The organism is Collinsella aerofaciens, from assembly GCF_040926265.1.
GTDB lineage: Bacteria > Actinomycetota > Coriobacteriia > Coriobacteriales > Coriobacteriaceae > Collinsella > Collinsella aerofaciens_BB.
The window spans coordinates 1-15,407 of sequence record NZ_JBCOIL010000016.1 but is presented as its reverse complement, the minus strand read 5'-3'; the positions used below and the strand labels follow the sequence as shown (position 1 = coordinate 15,407).

14 protein-coding genes are annotated in these 15,407 nt (G+C 61.8%); 2 read left to right on the top strand and 12 right to left on the bottom strand.

What is annotated here, in order from left to right; all coding sequences use genetic code 11:
• Nucleotides 1-10: 10 nt before the first annotated feature.
• The 12 genes from AB5767_RS06045 to AB5767_RS05990 form a co-directional block, all read right to left on the bottom strand.
• Nucleotides 11-1,150 (bottom strand): aminotransferase class V-fold PLP-dependent enzyme, encoded by a 1,140-nt coding sequence (locus AB5767_RS06045; protein WP_368132321.1) that lies wholly within the window; start codon nt 1,148-1,150, stop codon nt 11-13.
• Nucleotides 1,147-1,398 (bottom strand): putative Se/S carrier protein, encoded by a 252-nt coding sequence (locus tag AB5767_RS06040; protein WP_055286147.1) that lies wholly within the window; start codon nt 1,396-1,398, stop codon nt 1,147-1,149. Before AB5767_RS06040 ends, AB5767_RS06045 begins: the two co-directional genes overlap by 4 nt.
• A gap of 19 nt (nt 1,399-1,417) precedes the next feature.
• Nucleotides 1,418-2,044 carry a sulfurtransferase-like selenium metabolism protein YedF gene (gene yedF / locus AB5767_RS06035; RefSeq protein WP_055286145.1) on the bottom strand — a complete coding sequence of 209 codons (627 nt, stop codon included), beginning with the start codon at nt 2,042-2,044 and terminating at the stop codon, nt 1,418-1,420.
• 60 nt (nt 2,045-2,104) lie between these two features.
• Nucleotides 2,105-3,154: a selenide, water dikinase SelD gene (selD, locus tag AB5767_RS06030; RefSeq protein WP_082421864.1), complete on the bottom strand. Its 1,050-nt coding sequence runs from the start codon at nt 3,152-3,154 to the stop codon at nt 2,105-2,107.
• Between the two features lie 70 nt (nt 3,155-3,224).
• Entirely contained in the window at nt 3,225-3,989 is a 765-nt protein-coding gene (locus tag AB5767_RS06025; protein ID WP_368132320.1) for an acyl-CoA dehydratase activase, read from the bottom strand.
• 155 nt (nt 3,990-4,144) lie between these two features.
• Complete coding sequence (locus AB5767_RS06020) at nt 4,145-5,308, bottom strand: double-cubane-cluster-containing anaerobic reductase (RefSeq protein WP_368132319.1); 1,164 nt, start codon at nt 5,306-5,308, stop codon at nt 4,145-4,147.
• Between the two features lie 154 nt (nt 5,309-5,462).
• Nucleotides 5,463-6,746 (bottom strand): double-cubane-cluster-containing anaerobic reductase, encoded by a 1,284-nt coding sequence (locus tag AB5767_RS06015; RefSeq protein ID WP_195544610.1) that lies wholly within the window; start codon nt 6,744-6,746, stop codon nt 5,463-5,465.
• Nucleotides 6,747-7,190: 444 nt separating this feature from the next.
• Nucleotides 7,191-8,261, bottom strand: coding sequence for a sulfate/molybdate ABC transporter ATP-binding protein (locus AB5767_RS06010; RefSeq protein WP_138374455.1), 1,071 nt, complete (start codon nt 8,259-8,261; stop codon nt 7,191-7,193).
• Nucleotides 8,262-8,264: 3 nt separating this feature from the next.
• The gene (gene modB, locus AB5767_RS06005) at nt 8,265-9,707 is read right to left on the bottom strand and encodes a molybdate ABC transporter permease subunit (protein ID WP_368132318.1); all 1,443 of its coding nucleotides are present in this window, start codon (nt 9,705-9,707) and stop codon (nt 8,265-8,267) included.
• 68 nt (nt 9,708-9,775) lie between these two features.
• Complete coding sequence (gene modA, locus AB5767_RS06000) at nt 9,776-10,645, bottom strand: molybdate ABC transporter substrate-binding protein (protein WP_368132317.1); 870 nt, start codon at nt 10,643-10,645, stop codon at nt 9,776-9,778.
• Nucleotides 10,646-10,848: 203 nt separating this feature from the next.
• The gene (locus AB5767_RS05995; protein ID WP_035138021.1) at nt 10,849-11,328 is read right to left on the bottom strand and encodes a MogA/MoaB family molybdenum cofactor biosynthesis protein; all 480 of its coding nucleotides are present in this window, start codon (nt 11,326-11,328) and stop codon (nt 10,849-10,851) included.
• Nucleotides 11,329-11,338: 10 nt separating this feature from the next.
• Nucleotides 11,339-12,601 (bottom strand): molybdopterin molybdotransferase MoeA, encoded by a 1,263-nt coding sequence (locus tag AB5767_RS05990; protein WP_368132316.1) that lies wholly within the window; start codon nt 12,599-12,601, stop codon nt 11,339-11,341.
• Nucleotides 12,602-12,812: 211 nt separating this feature from the next.
• Between AB5767_RS05990 and AB5767_RS05985 the strand changes: the two genes are divergently transcribed.
• Complete coding sequence (locus AB5767_RS05985; protein WP_368132315.1) at nt 12,813-14,234, top strand: chloride channel protein; 1,422 nt, start codon at nt 12,813-12,815, stop codon at nt 14,232-14,234.
• Nucleotides 14,235-14,321: 87 nt separating this feature from the next.
• Nucleotides 14,322-15,284: a diacylglycerol/lipid kinase family protein gene (locus AB5767_RS05980; RefSeq protein ID WP_368132314.1), complete on the top strand. Its 963-nt coding sequence runs from the start codon at nt 14,322-14,324 to the stop codon at nt 15,282-15,284.
• Nucleotides 15,285-15,407 lie beyond the last annotated feature (123 nt).

Sequence of the window (15,407 nt, the reverse complement as noted above, 5' to 3'; positions counted from 1 at the left end):
TATATACGCTCTAGCAGGCTAAATCGCGCAAAGCGTCAATCGCGGTGTCGACTTCCTTGTCCGTGTTGAAATACCCAAACGAGAAGCGAACGACACCCTGGCGTTCGGTCCCGAGCGCGCGGTGCATGAGCGGAGCGCAATGGGCACCGGGGCGCGTGGCAATCCCCCACCCTTGCATGAGCGCGTCCGAGATCTCGGCCGAATCGATATCGCCCACGTTGAGTGAGACGATCGCCGAGCGCACGGGCTGATCAAACGCACCGTAGAGCTTGATCTCCGGGATTTCGCGCACGCCAGCGAGAAAGCGATCCGCCAGTGCTCGCTCGTGTGCCGCGATCGCCTCGACTCCGCCTTGGGCCTCGATAAAGTCGAGGCCTGCGGAAAGGCCCGCGATGCCGTGGCCGTTGAGCGTGCCCGCCTCAAGGCGCGTGGGCCACTCAAGCGGCTGCAGCGCATCGAAGCTGTGCACGCCCGTGCCGCCCATGGCCCACGGCCACACGTCAATGCCCTCCGCCACGGCCAGCCCGCCGGTCCCCTGCGGACCCATGAGTCCCTTGTGGCCAGTAAAGCACACCACGTCGAGCCCCATGGCCTGCATATCGATATGCGCCGTGCCGGCAGACTGCGAGGCATCGACGATCACCAGCGCGCCGGCCGCATGGGCCATGGCGGCCACGCGCGCAATGTCGACCTCATTGCCGGTCACATTGGAGGCGTGCGTCACCACTACGGCACGCGTGTCAGGCGTCACCAGCCGCTCGAGCTCGTCGTAGTCGAGCGCGCCGCTCGCATCGCAGCCCGCATGCTCAACGGTCACGCCCCGCTCTACCGCCAGGCGGTTAAGCGGACGTAGCACGGAGTTGTGCTCGAGCACCGTCGTGACCACACGGTCGCCGGGGCACACCACCCCGTTGATGGCGGTGTTGAGCGCCGCCGTAGAGTTGGGCGTAAAGCACACATGGTCCGCCCTCGGGCAACCCAAAAGGCGCGCGAGCTTGGCGCGGCAACCGTGAATCGTACGAGCGGCATCGAGGGCACCCGACGTGGCGCCGCGTCCGGCATTGCCGAGCGAGCACATCGCCTGCGTCACGGCATCGATGACCGTCTGCGGCTTGTGCATGGTCGTCGCCGCGTTATCCAGGTAGATCATCGCACGACCTCCCACATATCAATCACCGTAAAGTCCTCGGTGGGAACGCCCGCCGCGGCGAGTTCGCCGCGCAGCAGTTCCTCATCGGCAGGCAACGCCTTCCACGCCAGACCGCAGCCGGCAGCGACCTCCCCGGGTACGGGAATCGTTCGCCCGGGAAGACCGCGCTCAATGCACAGGGACTCGCAGCCCATGGCGGCCGCCGTGGTGGGAAACGTGATGACAAGCGCCGGGCGCTTCTCCCTCATGGCAACTCCAACCAATACGCTACGGGCGCACGACGCGCACGGCCTGCTCCATCTTCTCCACAATCACGTACATATTCGTGACCTCGCCCACCGCGAGCTGGTCCTTAATGCCATAGTGATCGAGGCAGGTACCGCAGGTGAGAATCTCGACACCCTGCTCGGCCAGACCCTTCAGGTCGTCGAGCACCGGCGAGCCCTCGACGGTGAGCTTGGCGCCGCCGTTGTAGAACAGCATGGTCGCGGGCAGCTCCTCCTGCTGCGTCACGGCAAAGATAAACGCCTTCATGAGCTTGTGGCCCAGCTCGTCGTCGCCACGGCCCATGCAGTCGGTGTAGACGGAAATGACGAGCTTGCCCTTGCCGGCGCTGGCATCACAGAAGGCAGCGCCATCCTGCTCGGGATCGGCCACGGCAACGGCGCCAGAGGTCGCCACGGTCACGTGCCACTCGGCGTCAGAAACCTTCTCGACCGAGGCCGTGCAGCCTTTCTCCTGCGCCATCTTGGAAATGTTCTTGACGGCGGTCTCATTATCGACCGAGGTCACGACGGCGCCCTCGCCATCGAGCTGCTTCAGGGCTTTGAGCGTCTTGACGACGGGCAGCGGGCAGGCATCGCCCATGGCATTGACTTCAATTTTGGTAGACATAGCTTTTCCTTTCGAAAGAACCGTTCTAGAGAACGGTAAACAGTTACATAAACGTGCGGGCTAGCGAACAACGTGGACGGCAGGACCGCCTGGCACCGACTCGCACACGCGACCGACGACGGCGGCAATACGTCCTTCGGCATGCAGACGGCGCGCAAGCTCATCCACATCGGCAGCAGGTGCCGCGATAAGCAGGCCACCAGACGTCTGCGGGTCGTACAGCGCGTCGAGCATGCCCGGCTCAAGGTCCTCGTCGGCCGTCACGCGCGGGCCAAAGAAGTCCTGGTTGCGGTAGGAGCCCGCGGGGATAATGCCCAAACGCGCCATGTCGAGCACCTGGTCAAAGAGCGGCACCGCCCCCGACGCAAGCTCAATCTGCACGCCCGAGCCCTCGGCCATCTCGCACGCATGCCCGATCAGGCCAAAGCCCGTGATGTCGGTGCAGCCGTGAAGCTCAAGTCCCTCGGCCAGACGAATCGGAGCCTCGTTGAGGGTGCGCATCGAGTCAAACATGGCTGCGGCCTCGTCCTGCTCGATGAGCTCGCCCTTAATGGCCGTGGTGATGATGCCCGAGCCAACCGCCTTGGTCAGCAGTAACGCATCGCCCACGCGCGCGCCGCTGTTGGCGAGCATGCGGTCGAGCGCGACAAACCCGCTCACGGACAGGCCGTACTTGGGCTCGTCGTCGTTGATGGTGTGACCGCCCGCGATGGAGCAACCCGCCTCGACGCACTTGTCGGCGCCGCCCGCCAGAATCTGACCGGCAACCTCAACGCCCAGACAGCTCGGGATGCACAGCAAGTTCATGGCATGGCTCGGCCGCCCGCCCATGGCGTAGATGTCCGACAGCGAGTTTGCCGCGGCGATCTGGCCAAACAAAAACGGGTCGTCGACCATCGGTGGGAAGAAGTCGATGGACTGCACGAGACCCAAGTTATCGCCAACGCGAAAGACGCTCGCATCGTCGGAGGTATCGAACCCCACGAGCAAGTTGTCGTTATGCACATTGGGTAAATCGCCCAGGACCTGGGCGAGGGCTCCAGGAGCCAACTTAGCGGCTCAACCGCTCGCGGCAGTCATAGACGTGAGCTTAATCTGATCGTCAGCCATCGATACCTCCTCTCATCGGTCAATCATTTTCTCCCAGTATACGCATGAATGCGAGCCTGCGGCGGATGCATTAATTGAGCGCCTGTGCGCGAATCGCCGCGCCGATGGCACCGGCAAAGCGAGCCTGGGGCGAGGTGGTCACCGGCGACCCCAGCAGCTCGCCCAACCGCTCCACCACGAAGGCGTTCTCGCACAGGCCACCGGTCAGGTAGTACGGGGCGCCCGCGGCCTGCCCGGCCATGGTCGCCACGCGCGAGACCACGCTGTCGATCACGCCACGCGCAATGTTCTCGCGCGGCTCACCGCGACCGATCAGGCTGATGACCTCGCTTTCGGCAAACACCGTGCACATGCTGCTGATCTTGGTGGGCTCGCCGGAACGCGCCAGGTCGGCCATCTGCTGCTGGGAAATGCCCAGGCGATCGGCCATGATCTCCAAAAAGCGCCCCGTGCCGGCGGCGCACTTGTCGTTCATGGCAAACTTGGCCACGCGGCCACTTTTAAGCTGAATGACCTTGGTGTCCTGACCGCCCACGTCGATCACCGTGCCGTGATCGCCAAACAGGCGCACGGCACCGGTGCCGTGGCAGGTGATCTCGGTCACGACCTTGTGCGCATAGGGCACGGCGACACGACCGTAGCCGGTCGCGACCACGCGAGCATCTTCGGCCGTCACGTCATAGCCGGCCGCTTCCAGTGCCTCGCGCAGCCGCTCGGAAGCATCGACCGAGGAGAACCCGGTTGGCTGCACGCACGTCCACGCCACCGAACCCTCCCCATCGACCACAGCAGCCTTAGCCGCCGTAGACCCGATATCGATCCCGATCCCTATCATGGCTCTCTCCCAATCTAAACATCAAAGACAGTGGCGCGTTCAGGCGCCTTAGCTCTAGGTTTCTCAGGTGCCGGAGATTGCCCCGAAAGAGGAGCGCAGCGTACTTTGGGTACGCAAGCGACGGTTTGAGGAGCAAGATCCGGTGCCTGAGGAAGCTAGAGGGTTTCGATGAAGGCGGCGATGCGCGTCTCGATCTGACCCATGTCGCCGTTGCTGTAATCGGTCTCGATCTTCATATACGGAATACCCGCACCCTCGACAGCCTCCTGCATGCGCGCACTCTCCACGTTAAAGGTGTGGCAGGCTTGGAGCACGTTTTCGACCACGCCATCGACATGATACTTCTCGCACATGGTCAGTGTGTTTTCCATACGACCGTCGTTGGGCGTCATGACCGAGCAGTTGATATCCAGGTAGCGGTCGGCGATGGCGCGCAGGATGTCGGGAGCCTCCGGGTCGATCATCATGGCCGCCGTGCGCTCACCCGAGCAGTCGTCCATGCACACGACCACACCGCCGTTGGACTCGATGGTGCGACCGATCTTGTTGATTACGCCACCCACTGGGCAGCCGGTGATCAGAATGCGCTTGGCATCCGCCGCGACCGGGCGCTCGCCCGCGTCGTAGGCCTCGCGCAGCTTGACAATCTTTTGCTCCAGCTGCTGCGCATAGGCCTCGATATCAAAGCTGAACGTGCCGGCAAACATGGTGCTCATCAGGTCGACGCCGCTCATGGCCGCCGGCTGGTTGGCCTGCAGCGCAAACATCTCGAGCTGGGCCGCACGCAAGCGGTTGCGACGACGGACGGCAGCGCGCAGGTCATCGTCGGTAATCGTGATGCCGTAGAAGTTCTCGAGCTCCTCCTTGAGCAGGCAGCACTCCTCGTACCAGCCTTCACGCTCGTAGGCGCGATCGCGACCCTGCGGAAGATGCAGAATGTGCGTGCGCTTGAGCTCGTTGAGTAGCTCGTACATCTTCTTCTTGCCGTCGCAGGTGGTCTCACCGATGATCATGTCGCTAAAGTACGTAAACGGGCACTTTTGCGAATAGGCAAAACCATACGTAGACTTGATGAGCGGGCACAGGTTTGCCGGCAGCACCTTCTCGGCCTCGGGAATCACCTCGTCGGACGTGCCGCACAGCGCCACGCTCGCAGCCCCCGCGGCATCGATAATCTCGAGCGGCGTGTAGCTGCACAGAAAACCGACCAGGCGATTACCCGCCTGCTTATAATCCTTGACGCGAATAAACGCCGCCTTGCGTTGCTCGTTGAACTCCTCAAACGTGGACGGCAACGGCTGCTCAATATTTTCCGACATATAACTCCTTAACAAACCTTTTAACCAACCAAGGAAACGGCTTTCCCAGGTGCCCGAGGTTGCCGTGAAAGAGGAGCGCCGCGTACTTTGGTATGCAAGCGATGGTTTGAACGGCAAGATCGGGTGCTTGGGGAAGCCGCTGGACCGGATAGCCCTAAATGGTTTCCAAGAAAGCCTCAATCCTGGTTTGCAGTTGGCCTGCATCCTCGCCGGCGTAGTCGGTCGTGATGTGCATAAACGGGATGCCGGCCTCTTCGGCGGCCTTCTCCACGGCAAACGACTCCATCTCGTAGAGCGTGCAGAACTGCAAGGCCACGTCGACGATGCCGTCGGCATGCAGGTCCTTGGCCATCTGGACAATGTCCTTCATACGCTGGTCGTTGGGCGTAAAGACGGCGCAGTTGATCTTAAAGTAGCGCTCGGCGATGGCGTCGAGCATCTCGTCAACCGTCTCACCGGACTCGTCGACCAGGTCCTTGTAGTAGCGCGAGCCCGTGCAGGACTCCTCGCCCACCACGACGCCGCCGGCCTTCTCGATGAGGTTGAACAGCTTCCAGTTGGGCACGGCCATGGGCGTACCGGTGTACAGGATGCGCTTGGTGCCCTTGGGCGCCACACCCTCGCCGGCCTCAACGCGCTGCTCGCACTCAGCCGCCATTTCGTTGATGGCGCCGGTCAGACGCGGCGTGTCATCCATAAAGGCGGCCTGAACGGTCAGCAGGCTGTCGAGACCGCTGATGGGCGCCGGATCGGCAGCGCGGGTCGCAGCCAGACGCTGCAGGGCGCGACGCTTCTCGTTGACGGCGTGGATGGCAGCCTTCAGGCGCTCAGGCGTAATCGTGACGCCGCACTCTTCCTCGATCTTGGCGGCAAGCTTTTTAACCTCGGCCTTCCAGGTCACGAGCGTCGACTCGTCGTGCACGTTGGGAATATCCATGACGTACATGTTCTTTTGCGTGGCAAAGAACTCGTAGGCCTTCTTCTTGCCATCGCAGGTGTTCTCGCCTACCACCAAGTCACTCGACTCAATGTAGGGGCAGACCTCGCCCAGCTTAAAGCCGGCAAAGCTCTTGATGAGCGGGCAGGTGTTGCGCGGCAGATGCTCCTCGACCTTGTCGGTCGCCCAGTCGGCACCCGAGCACAGACCAACGGGAATGCCGTCACAGGCAAGTACGATCTCCTCGGGCACGTACACACAGAACGAACCGACGATCTTGGTGGCCTCGCCGGCCTCCTTCTTGTCGAGCATCTCCTTAATACGGCCGCTGTGGATGTTGGTGGCGACAAAATCCAGGTAGGACGTGGACTTGGGGCGATTGTTCTGCGTCAGGAACATATCGCCGTACATCTGGCCCACAGCGCCCAGCAGCATGTCGTGGTCGGCAAGATTCATGCCGAGGCTCTCCCACATCGGATGGAAATCAAATTCTTCAGCCATGACGGTTCCCCTCTCGAACCAAAAATGAATAGCTACGGTATTTCTGCACGGTGGATGGCGAAAACCCAGCCGTGCTCAAACCCGGAATTTTGGGGAACCCGCTTTGCGGTCGATTATTTAGTTGTGCGTCGTCTCTCCCGGAGCCGTGAACATACCTGCTCATATGCGGCTCCGAGCCATATACAGGGCGCGCGCGGCAACGCGACGCGAATATGTCTTCTGCAGCATCGGCGCGCCCTCCTTTTCTCGTCGAAGGTAACTATATCAACGGTTGTCGTCAAGACGAACACCGTCGACACGCGTACGACAACGTTGGGATGTGAGCATCTCGCTGTCTGATAATTAATTATCAGACTGATAAGGTTTAGTCATGTAGAAATCGGCGAACGGCGAAGTGAAAACAAAGCGGTCGAGGACTACCTCCTCGACCGCATCGCACCCGCATTATCGGCAAACGAGATGAATCCTGCTTGCATCAAAATGCATGCGCAGAGTCTCACCCGCCTGCGGCAGCTCTTCCACGGGTACACTCACCTTATTCACCTTCCACTGCAGACGCGTGGGCGCATCAGCACGCGGCACGTCCAGCAGCACCAGCCGCTCAAAGCGCGAATCGCTCACACGGGCCACGTGCAAATCGTAGCTGTTGCGACCGCGCTCAGCGCGATTGTCAACATGGAAGTAGCTCGCACGAATACCGAGGTACGTCACGTTATCGGGAACCTCATGGCCCACGTTAAAGGTCATGCCCCAGTCCAGGGCTTCAACTTCCTGAGACCCGATCTTGCGCGCCCGGCTTGTGTTCTTGCAGCCCGTCAGGCGCAGCGCCGCCAGCGTCTGCGGACGGCGGACCACGTCCTCGACGGAGCCGATCTCCTCAACATGCCCGTCGTGCATCACGCAGATGCGCTGGCACAGGCGGCACGCTTCGTCGATGTCGTGGCTCACGTAGAGCACGGTGCGGTTGCATACATCGAACAGGTCGAGCATGTTTTGCTCAAGCGCGCTCTTGAGATACGCATCGAGCGCGCTCATGGGCTCGTCGAACATAAAAATGCCCGGATGCGCCGCCACCATACGGGCAAGCGCCACGCGTTGCTGCTGCCCGCCCGAGAGTCGCGCGGGGTAGCGATCGACAAAATCGGCCAGACCGAAAATGCCCAAATAGCGCTCGGCGAGCTTTTTGCGCGCGGCGGCGTCGCCAGCATCCTTTACACCGGCGCATACGTTATCGGCCACCGTCATGTTGGGAAACAGCTGATAGTTTTGAAACAACAGGGCGCATTTTCGCTCCTGGGGTGACAGGTTGATGCCAGCCGCCGAGTCAAAAAAGGTCACGCCGTTGACGACGATCTTGCCCTCGTCGGGCGTCTCCACGCCGGCAATGCAGCGCAGCGTGCAGCTCTTGCCGCAGCCCGAGGCACCAAGCAGCGCCACACGCTCCTCGCCGGCCTCAAGCTGCATATCGAGCATAAACCCCGGATAGCGCTTTTTTATGTCCAGAACGAGTGACATGGCCTATCGACCTCCCTGCATAGCGGGCTCATCGCGCATGAGCTCGGCCAGTGCCTCGCGATCGATACGCAAGGCATCACCGCCCGCCGGGTCGAGTGAATCGCCCTGTCCGGCGAGATCTTTGGCCTGCTTACGTTCCGCACGGGAAAGGCCACGCTCGCGGTATTTTTGCGAATGCGCCGTGTACATGTTGATGAACAGGATGACTAGGAAGCTGAACGCTATTACGACCACGACCCAAAAGAGGGCCACCGACGTATTGCCGCCCATCCATTCAAAGTAAATCGCAATGGGAATGGTCTGCGTAATACCGGCATAGTTGCCCGCAAAGAACAGGGTGCAGCCAAACTCGCCCATGGCGCGGGCAAAGGCGAGCACCGTGCCGGCGGCAATCGAGGGCCAGCCGAGCGGCATCATGAGTTTGGTGAAGATGCGTCGCTCGGACCAGCCCAGCGTGCGCGCCGCATCGAGCATTTGCGTGTCGAGGCTCTCAAAGGCGCCGAGCGCCGTACGGTAGACCAGGGGAAACGATACCACCACGGCAGAGATCACCGCCGCCGGCCACGTAAAGACAATCGAGACGCCGTGCGCGATAAGCCACTGGCCCACCCCGGTCGAGCGGCCAAACAGCATAAGGAGCAGAAAGCCGCAGACCGTGGGCGGCAACACCATGGGGATGGTAAAGACCGAGTCGAGCAGGCCCTTGATGCGACTCGAGGTGCCCATGGTCTTCCACGCGGCAAACAGGCCCAGCGCAAAGGAGATCAGCAGGGCAAGGCCGCTCGTTTTAATGGACACCCAAAACGGTCGGTAGTCGATGCCGCCCAATAAGGAGGCCAGAGAGGTCAAGGGCCCCTGCTCATCCCGCAACACGACAGACGATGCTTCTACCATTTGAGCGCTATCAAGCCAACGCGCGCCGCCTTTGGCATCACCCGAGGCTGATGCAATCACCACATAGCGGCCCCCATCCGCACCGCGCTCGTCAAAGCCATAGGTATACCCGCCGGCATCAAACGTTGTTTCCGCCGTGACATACCAAGGAAGATCCACGTCCCCTAGCTGCGCACCTCCCATACAGTTTGCGCTGTCGAGCTCACAGACGAGGGCCTTGAGACCCGATACGCACTCGTTGTCCTGCGGATCCAACCCATACTTCTCGACCGCCTTGGGCGATATCCACACCACAACGCGATCGGCGGCAGGCGCCACTACAAGGTCCACGTCCTCGTCAACGGGAAACCGGTAGCCCTCAGGCTGGCCCTCCATGGCACGAGCGGTCCCCTTGGCCAACCGCTCAAAACCTTCGATCCCATAGGAAAGCCCATGAGCGGTCGCAGCAACCTGGGCCCCGTGCTCAGCGTCCCCAGCAAACGCAAATCCCGGCACCCAGCAAAGCGCGAAGGTCAAAGCACAGGCGACAAGCATGCGGAATCTATTAAGCACGAAAAGCTCCAAGCGAATATAAGGACGGAGTGAGACACAAAACGATGGAATTATCGCGCCAAGCCGCACTACGCGGAAAGCTCAAAGCCGTACTTAGCCCAAATCTTCTGAGCCTTCCTGTTGGACAGACAGAAGTCGATGAACGCCTTGGCTTCGTCGGCGTGCTCAGAGCTCTCGGCAACGGCACCCGGATACACGATGGGCTTGTGCGAATCCTCGGGACACACAAAGGCCTCCTCGATGCCGTCGTAGCGGAAGATATCGGAGCTGTAGACAAAGCCGGCCACGCAGTCGCCCGTGGACACATAGGCGGCGGCGGTACCAACTTTGTCGGCCAGGGCCACCTTTTCGGCGATCTCGGGCGCATACTCGCCGTCGTCGCCCTCGGTGCCGGTGTAGAGGCCCGCGGAAGCCAGCGCCTGGTTGGCGTACTTGCCGGCGGGGACGGTCTTGGCGTCGCCAATGGCGATCTTACCGTCCAGGTTCGCGACGTCGGCGATGGCCTCGACCTTGGTGTCGGAGCCCTCGGCGCGAATGATCACGAGATCGTTGACGAACATGTCCTCACGCGTGTCGGCGTCGACGAGCTCGGCGGCCTCGGCGTCGTCCATGGTACCCTTGGAAGCGGTGATGAGCACGTCGACGGCGGCACCGGCGCGCATCTGCTCGACAAGGTCGCCAGACGCCTTAAACTGCGTGTCGGCAAAGGTGGTGCCGGTCTGGTCGGTGTAAAGCTCCTGAACCTCGGGCAGAGCCTTCTCGAGCGAGTTGGCGGCAAAGACCTGCAGCTCGACAGCCTTCTTCTTAGAGAAAGACTTGGCGGAGCCGGCATCGGAACCAGCGGGCTCGGACGTCTTTTTGCCCGAGCAACCGGCAAGGCCAAGGCCGGCGGCAGCAGAAAGCGAGACGAAACCGCGGCGTGAAACCATATCGAACATATTCAACCCTTTCGAACGCTATGCCCGGGCACCCCGCCGCAGGCTTTATTCTGTTACTAGATTATACTTCCGCGCAAATAATGATAATGAGAAATTATTCTCGCTAGAGAATATAGTTTCGAGTTGCCGTGCACCTCGGCGTCGCTTCGGCGGAAAACAAAGGCGGAGCGGCCGTTCAGGTCGCCCCGCCGCAGGTAAACCGCTTAGTTGGTATGTCCGCCGCCCGCTGTCATCTGAGCCGCATGCTCCAGCTGGTCTGCTATGGCCTCCCAGCTTTCGCGGGCGGCCTTCGTAGAACCGGGAAAGTTTACGACAAGTGTATGACCTCGTTGCATGCAAATAGCGCGCGAGAGCATAGCGCGGCGCGTCTTGGTCATCGAATACGCACGGATTGCCTCGGCAATACCCGGCACATCGCGGTCACAGACGGCACGCGTCGCCTCGGGTGTTACGTCGCGCATCGAAAGCCCCGTACCGCCGCAGGTGAGCACGACATTGGCGTGGCACTCATCGGCGGCTTCCGCAATGGCATCACCGATCTCGCTGACGTCGTCACGCACGACCACATGCGAGGCGACCGTCCAGCCCTGTGCCACGATAAGCTCCTCGAGCGCAGCACCCGCCTCGTCCTGGGCAAGATCGCGCGTATCCGAGCACGTCACAATCGAAATCTTCAACTCCATAGCATTCCTCCTATAGCACCGTGCCCTCAGGCAGGTCGACACGCACGACATCCACGACGTCGCCCGCCGCAAGGTCGCACGGTCCTTCGTGAATACGCAACAGGCAGTTCGCACGCTGCATGGTTCCAAGCAGCGCCGAATTCTGCGTCTTGGCCTCGGTCACCAACAACTCACCGGTCTCGGGGTCGCGCAAAACCGTGGCGCGATCGAAGAAGCGGCGATGCTGTCGCTTTTTCACGCTATGCGCTAGCGTCGCCTGCTGCACGGGACGCGCACCCTCGGCAAAGCCGCGCATCTTGCGAATCGCCGGACGGGCAAGCATCTCAAAGCCCACATACGCCGCGGCCGGGTTGCCCGAAAGCCCCAGGTAGGGCTTACCCCCGAGCAAGCCAAACGTGATGGCCTTGCCCGGACGCATCGAGATGCGGTCAAACAGCACCTCGCCCTCACGCCGGACGAGCGCCGTCACATAGTCGTAATCGCCCGCCGAGGCGCCACCGCTCGTAATGACAAAGTCGCACTCCTGCACGGCACGATGCACCAGCTCGGCGATCGCTTGCTCATCATCGGGCGCAATGCCGTAGAACACGGGCTCCGCGCCGGCATCGAGTGCTTCGGCCATCAACGCCGACGAGTTGGAATCGCGAATCTGCCCGCGCGCCGGCAGCTCACCCGGCGCGACCAGCTCCGTGCCCAGCGAGATAATGCCCACGCGCGGAGCGGCATGCACCTTCACGTTCGCATACCCGGCGCTCGCCAGCAGGCCGGCGCCCGCCGGAGCCACAACCTCGCCGGCGCGCATCACGACGTCGCCGGCATGAGCTTCCTCAGCAGCCGAGCGAACGTTCTCCCCCACCTTGGCCGGCGCCGAGAACCTCACACGCGAGCCCTCGTTGCCGTCACCGTCGAGCACATCAACGATCTCATACTTCACCACGGCATCGGCACCTTCGGGTACCGGCGCGCCCGTCATGATGCGGACCGTCTCGCCCGCGCCGATTGCGCCCTCAAACACATGGCCCGCGGCCTCGTGTCCGATAACGTCGAGCGTCACCGGCGCCTCGCCAGATGCCTGCGCCAAGTCCGCCGAGCGCACGGCATATCCGTCCATAGCGCTGTTGGCAAACGGCGAGATGTCGATATCGGCCACCGCGTCCTCGGCCAAGGGAAAACCAGCCGCCTGCCACACGGGAATCTCGATGAGATCCGTCGGAGCAACGTGCGACAAAACAATCGACTGCGCATCCTCCAACGGTATGAGTTTCTCTGCCATATGCACCTCTTAATGCCACGGCGCACAACAGGGGCGCCAATTCTTTATGCTTGTCTCAGTATAATCCCCCGACGCACGACCGCGACTCGGCCTGTACCCGCAAATACACCTGTCGGTTGCAGGCCGCGAAACAGAATGGAAACCAACCCACCGGCTCGTCGCGTTTACCGCGTTTTATAATTGCTTGCGTTGCAACCTAAAAGAGGAACGTATGGCTCATAACGACAAACCCGAAAGCGCAAACAAAGCGCAGGATCATTTCCAGCCGCTCGACGACGGCGGTTTTTTCCCCCTTAATGACGTCATCACGGCAGGCAGGCATCAACTTACCCGCTCCGAGCATCTCTTGGCTGCCGACACGCGCCGCAACGCCCGCAACCTACTAGCGAGCACTAAGTTGCTCGTACTCGTCGTCACCGTCTCGCTCGCCATGGGCGTTGCCGCTTGGGCGTTTTTGGCCTCATTAAATATCGCGACCGACTATCGCGAGCACCATGCGTGGATTTACGCGCTGCTTCCCGTTGTGGGCGTTGCCACCGCATGGGTGTACAAAAACCACGGTCTCGCCGCCAAGCGTGGCAACAACCTGGTCATCGACTCCGCTCTGGGCACACGCCTCATCCATATGCGCATGGCCATCCTCACCTTCGTCTGCTCCACGCTCACGCACCTCACCGGCGGCTCGGCCGGTCGCGAGGGAGCTGCGGTGCAGATTGGCGGCACCATCGCCAGCAACATCTCGAGCCTCGCCCACCTCAAAAAGCATGACCACCACGACCTCATGCTCGCCGGCATCTCGTCGGCCTTTGGCGCCGTGTTCGGCTCGCCCCTTGCCGGGGCTTTCTTTGGCATGGAGATGTGCTTCATCGGCAAGATCGACTACACCGCGGGCATCTACTGCCTGGTCGCTTCGTTTACCGGCTACTTTACGTCGCTTGCCTTGGGAACCGAGTACGAGGCGAATGTTATCGCCAGCGTTCCCAACATGACACCACGGACGGTTGTCATCGTTGTTATCAGTGCCATTATCTTCGGTCTGACGGCACGCCTCTTTGCCTGGTCAGTTCGAACCGTCAAGAGCCTGTACGGTCGCTTTATCACCAATTACCTCGTTCGCGCACTCATCGGCGCACTCGTGGTTTTGGCCGCCTATGCCCTCCTCGACGCCTGGAACTACGCCGGCCTTTCCACGTGGCTTTCCGGCGCCGGATTTGCCGGCAACACCACCCTGGCGGACGCAGCCATCAAGTTGTTCGTCACAGCGCTTACCCTGGGCGCGGGCTTCCAAGGCGGCGAGGTCACGCCCCTGTTTGGCATCGGTGCGGCGCTCGGCGGCTGGATAGGTTGCCTCGTCGGAATCGATCCCAGCTTTCTGGCAGCGCTGGGCATGCTCGGTGTGTTCTGCGCCGGCCTTAACGTGCCCATCACCACCTGTATGATGGCCATCGACCTGTTCCACGGCACGGCAGCCGGGTTCTTTGTCATCGTGGCCTTTATCAGCTACCTAACCGCCGGTCACCGCGGCGTGTACCCCGCCCAGCGCATCATCTCACCCAAGCGCCGTTCGCTTATTGTGGATGAGGGCGGTACGGTAGCGGATGCCATCGAGCGCCACAACGACCTGATAGAGTAGACGTTAGTATTCGCCGTGCAGCCACAATCGGGGGCAATTCGACCTGAGCGCGACCGCACCGTCACGTCATACGCCGGGAGTCGCCCCATGCATGCAACTGATTTTGCCCGCACGCTCATCATCGCCAACCCAGCCGCCCAGTCGGGTGCGGCGCGCGAAGTTGCCGAGCGCCTGCAACGCTTTTTGGATATGACCGCGCGCGCATCCCAGTTTGACCTGGTGCTGACCGAGCGCATGGGACACGCCAAGGAGCTGGCCGCACAGGCTCAGGGCTATCGCACCGTTATCGCCCTTGGCGGCGACGGCGTGATTCACGAGGTCGTCAACGGGCTTATGACGCAAGAGGAGGGCACCCGCCCCGCCCTTGCCGTCCTGCCCGTGGGCTCCGGCAACGATTTTGCCCAAACGCTCGGCATCGACGATTTCTCCGGCAAGGATTTTGGCGCGCTGCTCACCTGCGAGCTGCAGCGTCAGGACATCGGGCGCATTCGCTCGTGGAGCCCTGCGAGCGGCAGCGGCGAGGCTACCGTTGAGTACTACGACCAGACACTTTCGGTCGGCATCGATGCCGCCATCGGCCTGGGCACCACCAAGCTGCGCAAAAAGACGGGCTTGACGGGCGCTCCGCTCTACACTCTCTCGGGACTTGAGCAGTTTGGCCTACGCTATCGCAACTACCCCATGACCATCAGCTTTGATGGCGCGCCCGCCGAGCGCGTGCGGGCGATTATCATGGCCATCCAGCTGGGACCCACCTATGGTTCGGGCTATCGCATCTGTCCCAACGCCGACCCGTGCGACGGCATACTCGACGTCTGCTACGCCTGCGGCCCCGTTCCGCGCGCGGTCGCGCTTCCCACGTTCCTTTCGGCCAAAGATGGCCACCATACCAAGCTGCCACCGGTTCGCATGCGCCGCTGTCGCCATGCCGAGCTTACCTTTGAGGAGCCCGACTACCCCATTCAGGCCGACGGCGAGCCCGTTGTCGCCTCGCGCATCGAGGTCGACATCCTCGCCGGCGCCCTCCACGTCTGGCACCCCACCCGCTAACCCCACCTAAGTTGCGGTGAAATAGGGACTGTTTATGCAGCTAAAGGGGGGTGCGGACAGAAAGTTGGACCGCGGGGCGGTCCGGACTGGAGGTTCGCATGTACAGCAGGGAGAAGGTCGAGC